16 protein-coding genes are annotated in these 19,453 nt (G+C 49.3%); 3 read left to right on the forward strand and 13 right to left on the reverse strand.

Annotated features, from left to right (window positions below; translation table 11 throughout):
- Positions 1-47: 47 nt before the first annotated feature.
- On the forward strand, positions 48-1,448 hold the full coding sequence (asnS, locus tag KQY15_RS12620) for an asparagine--tRNA ligase (protein WP_217669686.1): 1,401 nt from the start codon (positions 48-50) through the stop codon (positions 1,446-1,448).
- Positions 1,449-1,526: 78 nt separating this feature from the next.
- Here asnS and KQY15_RS12625 read toward each other — a convergent pair whose 3' ends face one another.
- The 4 genes from KQY15_RS12625 to KQY15_RS19250 all read right to left on the reverse strand — a co-directional run bounded on the left by KQY15_RS12625 (position 1,527) and on the right by KQY15_RS19250 (position 7,191).
- Complete coding sequence (locus tag KQY15_RS12625; RefSeq protein ID WP_217669688.1) at positions 1,527-2,084, reverse strand: NAD(P)H nitroreductase; 558 nt, start codon at positions 2,082-2,084, stop codon at positions 1,527-1,529.
- A gap of 147 nt (positions 2,085-2,231) precedes the next feature.
- Positions 2,232-3,644 (reverse strand): glycogen synthase, encoded by a 1,413-nt coding sequence (locus KQY15_RS12630; protein ID WP_217669690.1) that lies wholly within the window; start codon positions 3,642-3,644, stop codon positions 2,232-2,234.
- A 17-nt stretch (positions 3,645-3,661) separates the two neighbouring features.
- Positions 3,662-4,903 (reverse strand): glucose-1-phosphate adenylyltransferase, encoded by a 1,242-nt coding sequence (gene glgC / locus KQY15_RS12635; protein ID WP_217669692.1) that lies wholly within the window; start codon positions 4,901-4,903, stop codon positions 3,662-3,664.
- 269 nt (positions 4,904-5,172) lie between these two features.
- Positions 5,173-7,191: an NADPH-dependent 2,4-dienoyl-CoA reductase gene (locus KQY15_RS19250; RefSeq protein WP_217669694.1), complete on the reverse strand. Its 2,019-nt coding sequence runs from the start codon at positions 7,189-7,191 to the stop codon at positions 5,173-5,175.
- Between the two features lie 168 nt (positions 7,192-7,359).
- On the opposite strand from KQY15_RS19250, the gene sppA reads away from it, so the two are divergent.
- Both sppA and ansA read left to right on the forward strand, forming a co-directional pair.
- Complete coding sequence (gene sppA, locus KQY15_RS12645; protein WP_217669696.1) at positions 7,360-9,240, forward strand: signal peptide peptidase SppA; 1,881 nt, start codon at positions 7,360-7,362, stop codon at positions 9,238-9,240.
- Positions 9,241-9,336: 96 nt separating this feature from the next.
- Positions 9,337-10,362 carry an asparaginase gene (gene ansA, locus KQY15_RS12650; RefSeq protein ID WP_217669698.1) on the forward strand — a complete coding sequence of 342 codons (1,026 nt, stop codon included), beginning with the start codon at positions 9,337-9,339 and terminating at the stop codon, positions 10,360-10,362.
- Positions 10,363-10,397: 35 nt separating this feature from the next.
- On the opposite strand, the gene KQY15_RS12655 is transcribed toward ansA, so the two are convergent.
- The 9 genes from KQY15_RS12655 to KQY15_RS12695 form a co-directional block, all read right to left on the reverse strand.
- On the reverse strand, positions 10,398-13,136 hold the full coding sequence (locus tag KQY15_RS12655) for a DUF349 domain-containing protein (RefSeq protein ID WP_217669700.1): 2,739 nt from the start codon (positions 13,134-13,136) through the stop codon (positions 10,398-10,400).
- Positions 13,126-13,407 carry a YeaC family protein gene (locus KQY15_RS12660; protein WP_217669702.1) on the reverse strand — a complete coding sequence of 94 codons (282 nt, stop codon included), beginning with the start codon at positions 13,405-13,407 and terminating at the stop codon, positions 13,126-13,128. The genes KQY15_RS12655 and KQY15_RS12660 overlap by 11 nt, the downstream gene beginning before the upstream one ends.
- A gap of 4 nt (positions 13,408-13,411) precedes the next feature.
- Entirely contained in the window at positions 13,412-13,735 is a 324-nt protein-coding gene (locus KQY15_RS12665; RefSeq protein WP_217669704.1) for a zinc ribbon domain-containing protein, read from the reverse strand.
- 53 nt (positions 13,736-13,788) lie between these two features.
- Complete coding sequence (locus tag KQY15_RS12670) at positions 13,789-14,916, reverse strand: M14 family metallopeptidase (protein ID WP_217669706.1); 1,128 nt, start codon at positions 14,914-14,916, stop codon at positions 13,789-13,791.
- Between the two features lie 83 nt (positions 14,917-14,999).
- The gene (locus KQY15_RS12675) at positions 15,000-15,245 is read right to left on the reverse strand and encodes a DUF2960 domain-containing protein (protein ID WP_217669707.1); all 246 of its coding nucleotides are present in this window, start codon (positions 15,243-15,245) and stop codon (positions 15,000-15,002) included.
- Positions 15,246-16,097, reverse strand: a complete 852-nt coding sequence (locus KQY15_RS12680) for an EamA family transporter (RefSeq protein ID WP_217669709.1) — start codon at positions 16,095-16,097, stop codon at positions 15,246-15,248.
- Positions 16,097-17,209, reverse strand: a complete 1,113-nt coding sequence (locus KQY15_RS12685; protein WP_217669711.1) for a 1-acyl-sn-glycerol-3-phosphate acyltransferase — start codon at positions 17,207-17,209, stop codon at positions 16,097-16,099. The genes KQY15_RS12680 and KQY15_RS12685 overlap by 1 nt, the downstream gene beginning before the upstream one ends.
- A 119-nt stretch (positions 17,210-17,328) precedes the next feature.
- Positions 17,329-18,201 (reverse strand): EamA family transporter, encoded by an 873-nt coding sequence (locus tag KQY15_RS12690; RefSeq protein ID WP_217669713.1) that lies wholly within the window; start codon positions 18,199-18,201, stop codon positions 17,329-17,331.
- A gap of 158 nt (positions 18,202-18,359) precedes the next feature.
- Positions 18,360-19,328: a DUF4382 domain-containing protein gene (locus KQY15_RS12695; RefSeq protein WP_217669715.1), complete on the reverse strand. Its 969-nt coding sequence runs from the start codon at positions 19,326-19,328 to the stop codon at positions 18,360-18,362.
- Positions 19,329-19,453 lie beyond the last annotated feature (125 nt).

Raw genomic sequence — 19,453 nt, forward strand, 5'->3', positions numbered from 1 at the left:
GCTTTCATAAATATAGCCTAGTTATAACACCATCTGGAGTTTGTTGCATGACGCACGCCGTAGTTAAAGATGTGTTGGCCGGTAAGTACTCAACCGGTTCACAGATCACCGTTAAAGGCTGGATCCGCACCCGTCGCGATTCTAAAGCCGGTATTTCTTTTTTAGCAGTGCACGATGGCAGCTGCTTTGATGCGGTGCAGGCTGTTGTGCCGTCTGATCTGGCTAATTATGAAAATGAGATTAAACGGTTAACCACCGCCTGTTCAGTTATCGTCACTGGTATCGTTGCCCGCTCTGAAGGCCAGGGCCAGGCTTATGAAATTCAGGCGCAAACAGTAACCGTGGTTGGTTGGGTGGAGAACCCGGATACCTACCCGATGGCGCCAAAACGCCACAGTATGGAATACCTGCGCGAACATGCGCATCTGCGTCCCCGTACCAACGTCATGGGCGCCGTTACCCGGGTTCGTCACTGTTTAGCCCAGGCCGTGCACCGGTTTTTCCATGAACAGGGTTATTACTGGATCAGTACCCCGATTATTACCGGCTCCGACACTGAAGGCGCCGGTGAAATGTTCCGGGTAAGCACGCTGGATCTGGAAAACCTGCCCCGTACTGAGCAAGGCAAAGTAGATTACCGTGAAGATTTCTTTGGCAAAGAAACTTACCTGACCGTTTCCGGCCAGCTAAATGGTGAGACCTACGCCTGTGCCATGTCAAAAATTTATACCTTTGGCCCAACCTTCCGGGCCGAAAACTCTAACACCAGCCGCCATTTAGCAGAGTTCTGGATGATTGAACCGGAAGTAGCGTTTGCCGAGTTAAAAGACATCGCACAGCTGGCAGAAGATATGCTGAAGTATGTTTGTAAAGCCGTACTGGCCGAGCGTGCTGATGATATGGCGTTTTTTGCCGAGCGGATTGACCCGACAGCAATAAGCCGCCTACAAAAACTGGTAGATTCATCATTTGTGCGGATGGACTACACCGACGCTATTGAAATTCTGCAAAATTGTGGCAAGACCTTCCAGTACCCGGTGCAGTGGGGTGTGGATTTGCAATCTGAGCACGAGCGCTACCTGGCTGAAGAGCATATTGGCGCGCCCATTATTATGCAAAACTACCCGAAAGACATTAAAGCCTTTTATATGCGCTTAAATGACGACGGTAAAACGGTTGCAGCGATGGATGTACTGGCACCGGGTATCGGCGAAATTATCGGCGGCAGTCAGCGGGAAGAGCGGCTGGAGCAATTCGATAAGCGGCTGGACGAGATGGGCCTGAATAAAGAAGACTATAGCTGGTACCGTGACCTGCGCCGTTATGGTACTGTGCCACACGCAGGTTTTGGTCTGGGCTTTGAACGACTGGTCTCTTATGTTACCGGTGTAGGCAATGTCCGCGATGTTATCGCGTTCCCGCGTACCCCGGGCAACGCTGAGTTTTAACAGGCGGCCTATTGCAAAACAACAAACCCGCCACTGGCGGGTTTGTTGTTTTATAAGGTATCGAACTATTACAAGCCGTTAAAAATAACTGAAAAACGCGTCCGGATCCGGCTCGTTACGCACCGGTGCATTACCGGTAGCCGTACCTAAATATAAAAAGCCGACAATTTCATCATCTTCACCAACATCCAGTGACTGCTTAACAAAATCCTGCTGCGCGTAGCTGCCAGTGCGCCAAATCCCACCAAAGCCCTGGGCAAACGCCGCCTGTTGCATCGCCATTACCGCGCAGGCAGCAGATTGTACCTGCTCATGGGCAGGTATTTTGGGGTGCTCTGTTACCTTGGCAATACAAACAATAACCATTGGCGCACGCAATGGTAACTGCCTGGCACGTTCATGCATTTCCGGCGAAATACCAGGCGCATCTTCAATTGCCGCCTCAGCAAACACATCGCCCAGCCGATTTAACGCCTCTTTGCCGGTAACAATAACAAAGCGCCACGGCTTTAAGCCACCATGATCGGGCACTTTTAATGCTGCCTGTTTTATCAGCGAAAGTGCTTCGCCATCAGGCGCCGGCTCAGCTAAACGCGGGCTGGAATATCGTGTCGTTAATAATGTCAACGCATCCATAACTTAACCTCAGTAAACAACTCAGTAGACGTTTAAGTAATTATTCTGGCTAACAGGCTAACAAAGATTAATGATTGTGCCCACGACAAACTACGACCAGCAAGGCTGTTTGCTTAGCCGCTCGCCAAACTGTTCAAATTAGCACCGTCAATTGGCCTGAACGGCTTGTTTCGCCTGCTGATACAATGCCAGATATTGCACCATAGCCTCTCGCCAGCCAAAGCTTTGTGCCATAGCGTTTTGCTGGATAGCGTTATACCGCTGCTTATCCTGATACAATGCCAATGCCTGACGCAGAGCCTGCAGCAATGCCTCAGTGGTTGGTGCTACAAAGCCAATACCGGTTGCCTGCTCGTCTGGCCACGGCACTACCGTATCTTTTAAGCCGCCGGTTAACCGCACCAGCGGCAAGTTGCCATAGCGCAAACTGTACAGCTGATTCAGCCCACAAGGCTCAAATAAACTGGGCATCAGAAAAAAGTCGCCTGCAGCCTCCACCAAATGGGCCAGTGGCTCATTAAAGCCCTCAATAAAGCGAAACTTGTTTGGAAACCTTACCGTTAACTGATGCAGCTGCTGACAATAATGCGCTTCACCGCTACCCACTATCACCACCTGCATCGAATAATTGGCCAACATATGGGTAAGAGCCGGGATCAATATATCGTAACCCTTCTGACCGGTTACCCGGCTTACGGCGACCAGCAAAGGCAGTTCGGCTACCGCCAACTGACAATCCTGCTGTAACCGCTTTTTACATTGTGCCTTGCCCGCCAAGTTTGCAGCATCATAGTTTGCCGGCAACGCCTTGTCGGTTGCCGGGTCCCATAGCTGATAGTCACAGCCGTTTAAAATGCCGCTGAAATCATGCCGGCGCTGCTGATACCAGGCCGCCAGGCCATTGGCTGCCGGCTCTGTCAGTAACTCGTCCCGGTACCCCTGGCTTACGGTATTTATTTTAGTGGCATATTGCAGCGCTATCTGTAAAAAGTTAACGCTGTTGTTATGCATGGGCAAATCGAGCTGCGCTGCCCAGTGCGCTGCTGATTGTTGCTGGTAGGCGCCATTGTGAATGGTAAACACAAACGGCGTAGCGGCCAGGTTAGGGTGCTGACGATAGTTAGCGGCCAGATAATACGCAGCCGGGCCACTTTGCCAGTCGTGGCCATGCAAAACATCGAACGCCGGTTGGGTGGTACACCATGCTAAAACAGCTTTGCAGAAAAAAGCAAAACGTAACGGGTTATCCGGATAACCGTGCTCGCCATCATCATATGGCCGGGCTCTGCCATAAAAATCATGATGCTCGACCAGATATACCGTTACCCCGGCAACATCAGTCTGGCGCACTGCACAGCCAAAGGTCTGGCCGCCAAGTTCAACAAATACCGACTGTTCCCCCCGAGTTTGCACGTTATAAAGCGAGCCGTATCTGGGTATTATTACGCTAACCTGATGACCAGCTGCCACTAAGTTACTGGCCAGCCCCCGGCAGGCATCTGCCAGGCCGCCGGTTTTTATAAGGCCTTCATATTCACTACAAATAAACAGAATACGCAACACAAAATCCTTAGCAATTACTCAGCGTCATCAAAGCCAATCTTGGCCCCTTTCGGGATAACAACCACCCCGCCCGGCGAGATATGAAAGCGGGCTTTATCCTGCACCGGATCTTCACCAATAATGGTGCCCGGGGCAATTTTTACGTCTTTATCGATAATGGCCCGGCGAATACGACAGCCACGGCCAATATCGTTGTTACCCATCAGCACGCACTTTTCAATGTAACTGTGGCTGTGCACATGCACGTTGTAACCCAGAATCGACTGATACACGATAGCCCCACTGACAATACAACCCGACGCGACCATAGAGCTTATCGCCTGACCGGTGCGGTTGGTTTCATCATGCACAAATTTAGCCGGCGGCATCGGCGGCGTATAGCTACGCAGCGGCCAGTAGCGGTTATACACATCAAACGGCGGGTTTACAGAAATTAAATCCATATTAGCTTCATAGTACGAATCTATAGTACCTACATCGCGCCAGTAGCCTGCACTGCTTTCTGATTCGCCACGGATGCGGTTGCTTGAAAAATCATACACATACACTTCGCCCTGCGGATACAGGCCCGGAATAATGTTGTGGCCAAAGTCATGTTTTGAGTCCTCTACCTGCGCATCGGCGACAAGTACATCAACCAGGCATTTTGCTTCAAAAATATAATTACCCATCGACGCCAGCACAAAATCGGGCCGGCCCGGAATGGTTTTTGGGTTCTGTTTTGGTTTTTCTTCAAAGCCAATCATTTTACCCTTTTCATCTACCTCAATAACACCAAACTCATGGGCCTGGCTGACCGGCACCGGTATCGCTGCCACGGTAAGCTTGGCTTTATTATGACGATGAAAGTCGAGCATTTGCCGCACATCCATTTTATAAATATGGTCGCCACCAAATACGCATACATGCTCCGGATCCAGGCCTTCAATTAAATGCAGATTCTGATAAATGGCATCGGCAGTACCTAAATACCAGTGCTTACCGGTTTGCATCTGCGCTGGTATCGGATCAATAAAGCGGTTGGTTAAACCACTTACCCGCCAGGCCCGGCCTAAGTGCTTCATTAACGAGTGCGATTTAAACTGGGTAATCACGAAGATCTGCAGCAAGTCGGAGTTAACAAAATTGTTTAACACAAAATCGATAATCCGGTAATTACCACCAAATGGCACGGCCGGTTTAGCGCGAATGCCGGTAAGCGGCGCCAAACGGGTTCCCTCGCCCCCGGCCAGCACCATGGTTAACACTCCTGACATAAAGACTCCCTGTAATGACTTTGTAATTATATGGAAATGTACTGCAAAGCTAATACCACGATAGCAGCATTGGTAAATAAAGCATTAGAAAAGTGACTTGCCAATAGCAAAATCAGACTTAAGTCGGTGATCTTTCGCCAGAGCATGGTCAGCAATAGATTTTAATGGCGGGAAACGAAAATTGGGTTACAGCAGGATGACAAAATAAAACCGCACCATGTTGGTGCGGTTTTATTTCTACAAAGCAGCAGAACGTGGGCTACGAGTACTTAAATCTTAGCCGCCAGCTCTGCGCCCTGGCGAATAGCGCGTTTGGCATCTAACTCGGCTGCAACATCGGCGCCGCCAATTAAATGATTGGGGATGCCGCGCTCAGTTAAGCCTTGTTGTAACTCCCGAAGTGGGATCTGACCGGCGCAGATAATCACATTATCGACATCCAGACAGCGCTCTTCGCCGCCAATTTCCAGCCACAGGCCGCTGTCGTCTACCCGCAGATAATTAACGCCGCCCATCGACTCCACGCCTTTTTTCTTTAATGACGCCCGGTGGGTCCAGCCGGTGGTTTTGCCTAAACCGGCACCTACTTTACTGGTTTTACGTTGCATTAAATAAATTTTACGCTGTGCGGGTTCTGGCAGGCTGTCGGGCAATAAGGCACCGCGGCCGGCATAGTCTTTGTCAACGCCCCACTCTTTTAACCAGGCATCAGGTTGCAGGGTTAACGAATGCTCTTCGGTCAGGTATTCAGCGACATCAAAGCCAATACCACCGGCACCGATAATGGCGACGTTTTTACCCACTGATTTATGATCACGTAACACATCCAGGTAACTAAGTACTTTAGGATGGTCCTGGCCCGCCAGGCCGATATCGCGCGGCAATACACCGGTGGCCAGAATAACTTCATCAAAGCCAGCTTCTGCCAGGCTCTCTGCAGTTTGCTCTGAATTTAAATGTAACTTAATGGCGTGCAGTTCCAGCATTTTACCAAAGTAACGCAGGGTTTCGTGAAACTCTTCTTTACCCGGAATTTGCTTAGCGTAGTTAAACTGGCCACCAATTTGATGCGACTTATCAAACAAATGCACGGTATGCCCACGCTGCGCAGCATAAACACTGAACGCTAAACCAGCCGGGCCTGCGCCGACCACTGCCAGTTTTTTAGGCTGTGCTGCAGCGGTAAAATTAAGCTCGGTTTCATAACAAGCTCTGGGGTTAACCAGACAACTGGCCCTTTTGTTCTGAAACACATGGTCCAGACAGGCCTGGTTACAGGCAATACAGGTATTAATCTGATCCGCGTTATTGGCAGCTGCTTTATTAACGAAGTCGGCATCAGCTAAAAACGGCCTGGCCATACACACCATATCAGCCTGGCCGTTGGCCAGAATGTCTTCAGCTACCTGCGGATCGTTAATCCGGTTGGTGGCAATAACCGGTATACTCAGCTCTTTTTTAACCCGTTCAGTTATCCAGCTAAAGGCTGCCCGTGGCACACGGGTGGTAATCGTCGGCACGCGGGCTTCATGCCAGCCAATGCCGGTATTAATTAAGGTGGCCCCCGCGTCTGCAATGGCTTTACCCAGCTCTACCACTTCTTCAAAGCTGTTACCATCTTCCACTAAATCCAGCATCGACAAGCGGTAAATAATAATAAAATCGTTCCCGCACTGCTCGCGCACCGCTTTTACCGTTTCAATGGCAAAGCGGCTACGGTTGGCAAAGCTGCCGCCCCACTCGTCCTGGCGGCGATTCGTACGCTGACAAACAAACTGATTAATTAAATAGCCCTCAGAGCCCATTACCTCAACGCCATCGTAACCGGCTTTTTTGGCAAGCCTGGCGGCATAGGCAAAATCTTTAATGGTGCTGGTGATTTGTCGCTTTGACATTTCGGCCGGTTTAAAAGGGGTAATGGGCGATTTAATTTTGCTAGGCGCAACGTTAAACGGATGGTAGCCGTAACGGCCGGCATGCAGTAATTGCAGGCAAATTTTTGCATCATGCTGATGCACCGCCTCGGTTACCTGGTAATGCTTTTTTACCTGCCACCAATGGCTGAGCTGGCTGCCAAATGGCACCAGATTACCACGAAAATTCGGGCTGATACCGCCGGTAATAATTAAGCCCACCCCGCCTTTTGCCCGTTCAGCGTAAAACGCCGCCAGCTTGGCAAAACCATTTTTCTCTTCTTCCAGGCCGGTATGCATCGAGCCCATAATTACCCGGTTTTTCAGGGTAGTAAAACCTAAATCCAGTGGTTGTAATAATTTTTGATATGCCACCGCAGCCTCTCTGGTCGTACCTGTTAAATTATGAAGAATGTAGCCGCTTTGGCTAGTGATAGCAAGTGCTAAACATTTACTTACAAATTGGATTTAGTCTTTGCCGGCAAATTGGTTAGCATAGCAATATTACAATAATGTTTTTTGTTATCTATACAGGAATTTACTATGTCTGAACCAAGAAAAGGTCTGATACGCCGTTTTTTCGGCGCTATATGGCGGGTTTATAAAGGTTTTCGCGCGACAGTGCTTAACCTGCTGTTTATTTTTATTGTCGCCATTGTGGTTACGGCCATGTTCAGCGGCGAAGACGAAGTACAAATAGCAGACACTGCTGCTTTGGTGCTTAACCTGAACGGTGATTTAGTTGAAGAAAAACGCTGGGTAGACCCGGTATCCGCAGCGGTAAATGAAAGCCTGGGTGCCGGTGAAGAGTCGCCAGAGGTGCTGGTTTCAGATGTGGTTAAAGTGATTAAAACCGCCACCACCGACAACAGAATTCAGGCCATGGTGCTGGATGTGTCGGGTTTAGCTGGCGCTTCTATCGATAAATTAAAACGTGTTGGCGAGGCCATTGAAGGCTTTAAAGCAGCGGGTAAAAAGGTATTCAGTCATGGCGCTTACTACGGCCAAACCCAGTACTACCTGGCCAGTTACGCTGATGAAATCAGTTTAAGCCCAATGGGTGCGGTTATTCTGGAAGGCTATGGCAGCTACCCGATGTACTATAAAGAAGCACTGGAAAAACTTAAAGTAAACACCCATGTATTCCGGGTGGGCACCTATAAGTCGGCAGTAGAACCGTTCCTGCGTAACGATATGTCTGAAGCGGCTAAAGAAGCCAATATTGCCTGGTTGTCTGATTTGTGGGCGACTTACAAGCAGGATGTCAGCAGCCGTCGTGGCTTTGAGCTGAGTAATTTTGATGAAACTTACGAGGCGTTATTCCAGAAGCTGCAAGCGGCTGATGGTGATACAGCTCAGTATGCAATTAACAATAACTATGCTGACAATATTGCAACCCGTGAGCAGTTCCGGCAGAAACTGATTGGCATTGTCGGCGAAAACGACAAACATACCTACAACCACGTTAGCTTTAACGACTATGCAAAATACGCCATTCCAAACAGTAACTTTGTTAATCCGTTAACCTCTAAAGTTGCCGTAGTTGTTGCAAGGGGCATGATAGTTGATGGCTCGGCCAAAGCCGGCACCATTGGTGGCGATTCAACCGCAGCCCTGTTACGCCGTGCCCGCTTCGATGAAAAAGTAAAAGCCGTGGTTCTGCGGATAGACAGCGGTGGTGGCAGTGCCTTTGCCTCTGAAGTTATTGGTCAGGAAATTACTCTGTTGCGTGAAGCGGGTAAGCCGGTTATTGCTTCTATGGGTGCGGTTGCGGCCTCTGGTGGTTACTGGATTGCGGCCCCGGCAAATGAAATCTGGGCAGCACCTACCACTATTACCGGTTCAATTGGCATTTTCGGCTTGCTGCATACCCTGGAAAACTCGTTAGATACCCTGGGCTTAAATGTTGATGGAGTAGGCACAACTGAACTGGCCGGTTTATCTTCAGGTTTACCGCTGTATAAGGGCTTAAATGACAAAGCGAAAGACGTGTTCCAGTTATTAATTGAACGCGGCTACAGTGAGTTTTTAACCATGGTAGGCAGCAACCGCAATATGTCGGTCTCTGAGGTTGATGCTGTGGCACAGGGCCGGGTTTGGACCGGCAGTACCGCGCTGGAACTTGGCCTGGTTGATAAACTGGGTACCTTTGATGAGGCCATTGCTGCGGCAGCTGAAAAAGCAGGCCTGGATAACTATGATGTGCAGGTTATCACTCAGGAACTGTCTCCTACTGAGCAAATGCTGAAAGAATTGTTTGGCAGTGCTCAGGCAAATGGCTGGTTGCCACAGGTTCAGGCGTCACCCGAGCAGCGCATGCTACAACGGGTTAGCAAACAACTGCGCCAGGATTTTGTTATTCTGAACCAGTTTAACGACCCTAACGGCATTTATTCCTATTGTGTAACCTGCACTGTTAACTGACAGTCAGGCTGAACTCTATTACAATGCCCGCCATGTTGCGGGCATTTTTTATGGTTAAGCCGGCTTTAATTCACCGAAAAGACTGAACAAATGAGAATGAACAGAAAACGTATCTATGTCGCTTATACCGGCGGTACCATAGGCATGCAACAATCCAGTCAGGGTTTTGTGCCGGTGCCCGGTTTTCTTAGTAGCACGGTTAAACAGATGCCGGAGTTCTTCCATCCCGATATGCCATTGTTCGATATTCATGAATATCATCCGGTGATTGATTCATCTGATATGACACCGGCCCACTGGCAACATATTGCCAATGATATTCAGCAGCATTATCAGCAATACGATGGTTTTGTCGTGCTGCATGGCACTGATACCATGGCATACACAGCATCGGCATTGTCGTTTATGCTGGAAAACCTGCAAAAGCCGGTGATCATTACCGGTTCGCAAATCCCGTTGGCCCAACTGCGCTCTGATGGCCAGGTGAATCTGTTAAATGCATTATATCTGGCCGCCAATTACCCGATTGCGGAAGTGGCGTTATTTTTCAACAACCAACTGTTTCGGGGTAACCGCGCGACCAAAGCCGATGCCGATGGTTTCAATGCCTTTGCGTCCCCCAATTTTTTACCGCTGCTCGAAGCCGGGATTAATATTGATCTGATAGAAGGTAAGGTTAGCCCTGCTCCGGCTAACGTTGCCGATTTAACGGTGGCAAGCATTACGCCGCAGCCTATCAGCGTGGTTACACTTTATCCCGGGATCAGCACCGATGTTATCAGTAACATGTTAAAAGCACCGGTAAGGGCTTTGATCATAAAATCGTTTGGGGTGGGCAATGCGCCGCAGCGGCCGGAATTGCTCAGCGTGCTGCAAGCAGCAACCGAGCGCGGTCAAATACTGGTGAACTGCACTCAGTGCTTTAAAGGTAAAGTGAATATGGACGGCTATGCCACTGGTAATGCATTGAAAACCAGCGGCGTAATAAGTGGTTTTGATATGACCCTGGAAGCCACCCTGACCAAGCTGCACTACTTATTAAGCCAGCAGTCTGATCCGGCACAGATCCGTCAGAAAATGCAGCAAAATTTGCGCGGTGAGCTCAGTAACAATGCAAAATAATCAGGGCGCTTACGCGCCCTGTTATTTAGCAGTGTTTACTCACTCAAAAATATTGCTTTAAGCCGGGCCACTAAAGGCTGTTCAGTCTTAGTCAGCGGACCAAAAGCCAGCCAGTGTTTCAGCAGATTTTGTTTGTCAGTCACTTCACCGGCGTTATGCTTCAGGGTCAGCAAGGTTAACTGCACTTGCTGGCGCTCGCTGCGCTCCTGCTCCGGGCTACTGATCTCACTGACTATCTCCAATGCCTGAGTTAAGCCTTTGCGATCTAAACCCAGCGCACCAGCCAGTTCTGTTTGCGGTTTAAACTGGGCTGGCCAGTTATCAGTGCCAGCAGCTGGCTGAGCTAATTGCGCAAACAATTCTTTAATATCCTGCTGTGCGGCCTCACGGCTTTGCTGCTGTACTAAATCAGCAAGTTGCTGCTGCAGTTTATCACGCTGTTTACGGGCGCTGGCAATCACCCCGACATCCAGCTGCTGCAGTTGCTCTCTGACCGCTTCAACCTCAGTGCTGGCACTGCCAACTGTTAACGATTGTAAGCGCTGTTCAATATCTGTCAGGGCAGTGGTTAATGCCTGCTCTTGCGCTAGTTGCTGCTGTTGCTGCTCAGCAAATGCGGCCTGGCGTTGGCTGAAAAAACCATCGCAAATCTGGCGGAATTGCTGCCACAATTGCTGATCGTGTTTTTTACCGGCAAAACCCAGCGATTTCCAGCGCTGCTGTAAGTCTTTCAGTATTTTACTGCTCTGATTGCTGTCAGCCAGCGCCACTGCGGCTTGTGCTTCAGCAATTAACGCTTGTTTCTGTTCAGCAACCTGTTGCTGTGCTGCACTAACCTGTGCTTTCAAAGGCTCTAATGCGGCCTGGTAGCGTTGTTGCAGCGCCAGAAAATCCTGCCGTTTAACCGGGCCGGCTTGCTGCCAGGCCTGAGTTAACCCTTTTAAGGCGCTCTCCAGCGTTGCAGCATCAGTTTCTGCAGCGGCCAGTTGCTCTAACTGGCTGATAATCGCCTCTCGCGACGTGACATTGGCCGCTTTTATTGCGTCCTGCTCAGCAAAATACGCTCTGCACGGTGCGTAAGCCTGCTCACAGGCAATATCAAAGGCTGCATTTAATTCTGCGTCCTGCTCTGGCGCTGCTTTGCCAAAACTGCCCCACTGCTGGCGGGCCTGCTTTACCTGCTCGGCCCGGGCTGGTAGATCAGCCGGTTCAGTTAGCGCAAGTTGTTGCAATTGTGCCAGCAATTCCTGTTTCCGGGGGGTGGCAATGTATTCCTGCCAGTCGGCCAGCTCTGCAATTCTCTTGCTGGCAAACTCAAAGTCCGCAGCCAGCTTTTGCTGCTCGGCTTCGCTGAGCGTGCTGTAATCGGCACTGATCCCTTTAAATAGGCCAAACAGCACTTTATAGCGCCCTTGCTGGTCAAGCCTTTTAAATTCAGCCAGTTTGCTTCGGCACTGGCGAACGGCACGCTCGTTATGGCTACTGATCGCCGAAATAGCCTGCTGCCATTGTTGCTGTAATTGCGCTTTTGCTTCGGCAAGCGAGGCGGGAACTGGTAGTGGTAAATCTGTTGTAAGGCTACGCCAGCTGGCTTTATATTGGTTAAGTTGCGCTTTTGCTGCATCAAGCACCGCCGGGTCTGCCGGTACTGGTTGCGCAGCCCAGTCACTGACTAACCGTGATACCTGGCTGAGCTTTTCAGCCGTTTGCGGCAAACTGGTTAGCTGGCTACTCAGGGCCTGTTGTTGTGTTTGTAAATCCTGGCGCTGTGCAACGCTTAAGTGTTCTGCAGCTGAGCTCTGCTCCGACAGCATTGCAACCTGCTCAGCAATAGCCTCGGCTGCACTGATATCAACCTGCGCTAACGCCTCGCTTAATTTGGTCGACAGTTCAGCGAACGCTGCAGAGAGTTGCTGATATTCCGCTGCAGCAGCCGCTTGTTGCTCTGCTTGTGCCTGCTCTTTTGCCAGTTGTTGTAATTGAGGCGCCAACCAGCTTTGAAGTTTGCTAAGCAATTGCTGGTATTTTTCTGCAATTGCCGTGGCTTCGGCTGCCGGCAAGCAATCCAGATCAGTCTGTAGCTGCTGCCACTGACTTTGCAGCTCAGTAAGCTGCGCCGGGATCTCGGCGGCAGCATGACGCTCACGAAGTGCATTTAATTTGGCCAGCAGCAAAGTTATATCTTTACGAAGCCTGGCAGGCTTCTGCTTTTGCTCGGCCTGTTCAGTGATTTTCAGCTGGAGCTGTTGCGCCAGCTCACCGGTTAAAACTTTGCTGAGTTTTTCCAGTTGTTTCTGATCGTCCAGCTGCCCCAGCAATTGCTGCTTCTGGGCAATGGTCAGCACAGTACCGGTCAGGGCTTTACTGTTTAACTCAGGTTTATTTAAGCGGCCAAGCACAGTAAACAGCATTTCGGCATCGGTTTCCCGCTCAGCTAATTGCTCCAGTAATGTCAGACGGTTGCACTGGGCAATAAACTGCTGCTTTTGTGGCGCAGAAATTTGCTGGTCCAACAGCATGGTTAACAAGTGCTGCTCAGCATGCAGCCGCAACCTGTCACTGTTATCCTGCTTACTGGCCTGCCACCACAGCGCAAAGTCGTTCAGGTGTTCAAGCGCACTGCGGCGAACCGTCTCGCTGCTGTCGTTAAACGCCAGCTCATGTAAAATTTCTTTGTGCTCTCGCTGGCCTGCAGATAAACCGGCAATTGCCTGCTGACGGGTACTGCTATCAGGATGTTGCCACTTAGGCTTAAACCAGTTTTTAAATATCATCGTGTCTGAACCTTGCTATTGCATCATTATTATCAAATTGCTTTTTAAGTTCAGCTTTTGTTTTCTGGATCAGCTGACCATCGGCACCCACTGTAAATAATTCGTCTGATTTGAGCACAGTGGCTTGATATGCCATCACCAACTGTAAGGTTTGGGCTTTTTGCTGCTCGTTTAATGCCGTGCCATCAGCCCAGCGTCCGGTAGCAACAGCTTCTGCCAGTTTTTGATAGGTTTCAGGCGCCATGGCGCTGACCAACGCTTTGAAATCCATGATTTTACTTTCGCTTTAGCATAATAATACGAGCACGGCTAACCACGTACCAACAAAAACCCAGCGCTATGGCTGCATTTGACAAATATTGGTTGTAACTGTGATTTTCCGGTTGCCACCAGTATAAAATACCGAAACCGCCCAGAAACAATACCATCGCCAGCATTGACTGGTTCATCAGCGACTGCATCTTACGGTTTTTCTTATCCCGTTCAAGGGCTGCCAGTTGCTCTGGAGTATTGCTACTGAGATCGCCACCACATTTACTGCAGGCGGCAGCTTTATCAGAGATGCGTTGCCCGCAGTACGGGCAGGAAATAATTGCCATAATACTTACCTTTACTTCTTAACTTAAACGCGACGCCATGCTGATAAACTGCCTTAGCGCAGCTTATCGACTACCTGCAAAATAGCAGCCAGGCTATCCTGGCCTAGTTTCATGGAGCGGATATCTGACCAGCCGAAGGCAGCATCGGGCAAATCGGCGTTATCTTTAAATGGCATTTCCACGGTATAAGCCAGACATTTAAACTGCTCGGCTACCCATGAGGTGGCCACCGTTAAATTGGCCTGACCCGGTTCATCTTTGTCATAACCGTATTTCACCTGAAACTCCGGCGTTACCGCCAATAACGCAGCTTTAAAATCCTGCTCCAACTGCTTCATATGCTCATTGTATGAAGGCACGCCTTCTGCACCGGCAACAAAGTTATACGGCAGGTTTTCATCACCATGAATGTCTAAAAACATATCCAGGCCGGTTTCCAGCATTTTCTGGCGTACCAGATAGACTTCAGGGCTGCGATCCAGCGTCGGATTCTGCCATTCCCGGTTCAGGTTAGCACCGGCCGCATTGGTACGTAAGTTACCGCGGACACTGCCGTCCGGATTCATATTCGGCACAATATAGAACACCGCTTTGGCCAGCAGACTGCGGGCTACACCGTCGTCTTCATCAAGCAACCGATCCAGTAAACCTTCAACAAACCACTCGGCCATGGTTTCACCCGGGTGCTGGCGGGCCGTGATCCAGATTTTCTTTTTGCTGTCGTCAGGCTCACCAACTACCAGCAAACTCATATCGCGGCCATCCAGGGTTTCGCCTAAATCAATCAACTGACAGTTATAATCGTTCTGGGCCTGGTGCAGTAAATCCTGATGCCGCTCGTAGCTGTACGGCGCAAAATAAGCAAAGTACACCGACTCCGCTTCCGGGTAGTGATTAATAATTAACGCCTTACCGTCGTATTCGGTTTCTACCCGAAACCAGGTTTGCCGGTCATAAGAGGCAACAGCCTGGTAGTCTTGCCAGCCATCAGGGTAAGCTGAACCGGCGGCATTGGTCAGGGTAATTTTATGCATTTGCGGATGCGGGCTGTTTAACCGGAAATGAAACCACTGATAAAAATCGGACTGGTTGTCTTTACGAATGGCCAGCTGAATATCGGCCGGATCATCGGCTTTGATGATTTCGATATTACCACTGTCAAAATTGCTGGTGATTTTCATAATTTGGTTCCTTTCTTACTCAAAATTCCTGTTTCATATGATGGATAAAGCCTAACATAGCCAATATGGGCTGAACATGGTTCTCAGGTCTCATCTCGCAGAAAACTAATGTTGCTAAAACCCATATTAGTAAACGCCTGCTGCCGGAAGTTTTTAATTGCAGCTTTATCTTTAGCCGTTTTTGCCACCTGCTGTTCCATTGCCAAAAAACCGCTCAGGTCAATACCCTCTGCCGCCGCAGCAGCTTCATATAAATCATTAAAACGGTCATAGCTAAAAGCAATAATTTTAGTGGTACCTTTAAAGGTGTATTGTACTTGTCTTGCCATTTACCCTCCCCGCCCGGTTGGTTTGCGGCACAACCAGATTGAAAAACCGATCATTGCGCAGCCGATGCTAAGGCGCATTAAAGCTGTATCGCGTTGCCAGATAATAATATTAACCAGCAGCCCTGCCGGAATAAGCGCATTGTTCATTACCGCCAGCATGCCGCTGGATACTTCGGTTGCGCCTTTATTCCAACCGTAATAACCCAGGCCGGATGCAATAAGGCCTAACCACAGCAATACGGCCCAATGCAGAGTGGTTGTCGGGTATTGACTGCCGCCAAGTATTAACCAGGCAGGAATCGCAATCATCGCAGCGCCGACATAAAACCAGCCAAACAGCTGATACTGCGTTACCCCAGGATGAGCCGCCAATAACCTTTTATAGCCAACCTGACCCATCGCAAAACATAAATTGGCGCCCTGCACTATGGCAAAGCCTGTCCAGTACTGGCTACTGACCGACTGATAACGCATCAGCGCTGCTGCCAGCACGGCTATTACTGCGGCCAGCAGAAACTGCGGATTAAAGCGTCTGGCCAGCAAATCATGCAGCAATGTAATATATAACGGAGTAAAAATAGTAAAAACCAGCACTTCTGCCACACTAAGCAGCAAAAATGACTGATAGTAAAATAAATACATCAGCCCCAGCTGCACTGCCCCCAGGCCAATTACCGGTAATACCAGGTTCAGGCTGAAGCGATAACGCAGTAACATAGGGCTGAATAGCAATACCGCCAGCAATATCCGGCTTAGCACCGCAAAATATGGGTCAACCTGGCCTGCCAGATAAACGCCTATCAGGCTGAATGAAAACGCCCATAAAACGGTAACACTAACTAAATAAATCATTATTGCTGGGTTCTGACAACGGGCGCTGCGTATAAAGTAGTCATCATATCCTGTGCCCCTGCTGGCACACTTTGCAACCGTTGTTGCCACTGTTCAATGGCTTTGTCAGTGGCCACTGGTTCCTTACTGCCGGCGGCTAAAGCATTTATCGGATAACAACGATATTGTTGCCAGATTTGCTGATCAATGTAAGCTGCAGCAGCCTCCGGTTCGTCCGGTATGGCCTCAAGCGGATCAGCAAAAGCAACGTGAACCCGGCCTTTGTAGCCGACAATGCCTTTGATAATGGCATCAATATCTTCAAATTCGGATTTCTGGTAACTGCCCTGTGTTTTTTTCTGCCACAGCTCGTTAATCTTGTCTGCATCGCACGGATCATATTCATACGAAATACACACTGGTACAATATTCAGGCTTTGCAGGTATTCGTTAAAAGTCAGGCCCTGCTTTTTTCCTTCCATGTAGAACATTTTCAGGATAGTTGGATCCGTCTGATCATTACCGTCTTTAGCCCGCCCTTCGCGCTGAGCAATCCAGACAGAGTGCTGGCTGGCCAGTGAATGCTTGATATAGGCTGACAGTTGTGACAGATTTTTCAGCATCTCACGCGGGCCTTTGGCACCGCGCTTTACAATAAAACTTTTGTTTAACTTCATCAGCTCGGTGGCACAGGCCTTCCGCAATAAATTATCGCCAATAGCGATGCGTACTGTCGGAAAGCCCTGCTGATGCAGACACCAGTTAACCATGGCCGGGTCCATCGCAATATCCCGATGATTAGATAAAAATAAATAGGATTGCTTTGGGTCCAGTTTCTCAAGCCCGGAATAGGTGACTTTATCGGTGGTGCTGGCAATCATCCGGTCCATAAAGCCAGCAACCTGTAATTGCACAGCTTTAACCGACTTAAGCCGGGCCCAGCGTCGCTTCAACCATAAACGCACCAACGGCGACAGCAACCAGCCAAAAGGCCCGGATAAACGCGGAAAACGGTAGTGAAGAATAGCCTGAATAAATTCGCGATCGGCGATCAGGCGCGCAATGGCGGGCGCGACTTCGTTGTCATGATATGGCCGGATATCGGCGAAAGGATCCTGCTCCACTTGCTGCACGTATACTCTGTTCGGTTAGTTAAAACAGCGGCCTATTTTACTGAGTTAGTAAAATTTCACCAGTAAAGAACGCATTTAATTCTGGCAACCGGGCAACAGCAATCAACCACAGCAGCCTGTCAGGCCCAGATCACACAAATTGCAGCCACTACAATAAGTGCTAACCCAAGATGGTCATTCCGCACTAACTTCTCTTTTAAAATAAAAGATGAAATCAGCAACATAAATAATACTTCTACCTGGCCCAGTGTTTTTACCAAGGCTACTGACTCCAGGCTCATGGCACTGAACCAGCCGACCGAGCCGACGCAACTGCAAACGCTGACCAGCAGGGTTAACTTAGGCCGTTGCCAAAGTGCCAACAAGGTTGAGCGGTCTTTTAACGCTAACCACAACAGCAACAGCAGGGTTTGCAACACTATCACCAGCAGTAATACCCAAGCAGCACCATGTGGAAAAGGCAAGCCCAACACCAGGCTGGCCTGACGAACCCATAACGAAGTAAGGGCGAACGCTAAACCACTCCCCAGGCCGAGCAGCATTACCGGCCAGGATAACTGGCGCAGACTGGCACCACTTAATAAAAACACCGCCCCACCGCCCAGTGCCACGCCAAGCCAGGCAAGCGGGCTTAGTGTTTCACTGAACAATATTACGCCAAGCACAGCCGCTAATACCGCTTCGCTTTTCGCCAGGCCGGCACCAATAGCGTAGTTGCGCAACATAAACAGTTTTACCATCAGTGCAGTCGCCAAAATTTGAGCCAGCGCCGCACCAATAATAAAGCTGGCGAAACTGCCACTAAGATCGGGCAAAGGAGCAGGTTGCCATTGATACAATGCCGATAAATACAGGGCAGCCAGTGGCGATGCCCAGATAAACCGCGCCAGCGTTACCCCGGCTACTTTAACTTCTTTACTTAATTGTTTTTGAAACGCATTGCGCCAGGCCTGCATAAATGCAGCCAGTAAGGTAAAAGGGATCCACAACACGGCTTAAACCCAAAGACGTAAAGACGGCTATGCTAGCAAGTAAGCATGTATTTTGATAGCAGACCAGCGAAATAGATGCTATTCAGCAGGGTTATGCGGATGCGTATGGCACTGCCGTATCACCCTTCTTTCGGTTGATGCTTTTAACGGAATGTCACTTAATCAGCAAAGTTCAGCTCAACTGGTGTGGCATTTGCTGGAATAACCACGTTTTGAGCCTGCAAAAACACAATGTTGTCTTCCGTTTCAGGGTCGTCTTCCACGTCACAACTTAACGCTGCAGTGTAACTGTCAGCATCTACATAACCAATACTGTAGTTATATTCGCTGACACCATCGAAGTAAACCGTTGTACTGGCATAAGGCTGGTAAGTTTTAACCCCACCGTTATCTGATAACTCTGCTATTGGCCTGTCTGCCCCCTGATACAAATAAACCGTTGCAACAGCTGAAGCCTCATCTGCAGGTGCCACAGTGCAATTGTTATTGATCAGAAACCCTTCGGCAACCTGGCCGGTTAGGTGACCAATGTCGCTATTATCAACTAATCGTAAACCGGTAGGTTTTAACAAGTACCCCGCCTGCCCAACAGGATTTACCATTGCCTTACGCAGGTCAAATTCTAGGGTGTAACTGAACGTACCGCCGGCCGACAGCATCAGACCACCTAGTTTCAGCTCGTTGGACGGTACACGCAATGGCACGCGGCTGCCATCCTCCAATTCGACATAACTGCCATCTGCAATTTCCAACCGCAGCTGGCCATAGTTTCCGGCCATAAACTCAGCACCACTTACCAGAGCTTCCGATTTAGCACCATCCAGTAGCAATAAATTGATACCCCGGGTATTAGCAATAATATTGCCCTGGCCGTCTCGACAGTTGTCGTTTGCGTCGGCTGCAACACTGTCATCACCTATGATGAATCTTTGGTTACCGACACCATTACCGGTTAATTCAATTTCATTGAAGCAAACCATCACTGCCCTGGCGTCATTTACCGGAGCATCACTGACTCCCAGGCTAAATGTAACTGATTGAGGCTGATTATCAGCCGAGTCACCACCACAGGCGGCTAACGTGGAAACGGCAGCAATCACTGCGCCGGTTAAAATTGCTTTTTTCATTATACTATCCTCTGTGTTGACCCCCTTAGTTAATAACACCCTTACTGAACCTTTGGTTAATTTACCGTGATGCGCTCTAACTGGCGAAAATTACTGCAGTTAACTCTTCCGGCATTGCTTTCTGG

The organism is Arsukibacterium indicum (assembly GCF_019100565.1).
In the GTDB taxonomy this organism is placed as follows: Bacteria; Pseudomonadota; Gammaproteobacteria; order Enterobacterales; family Alteromonadaceae; genus Alishewanella; species Alishewanella indicum.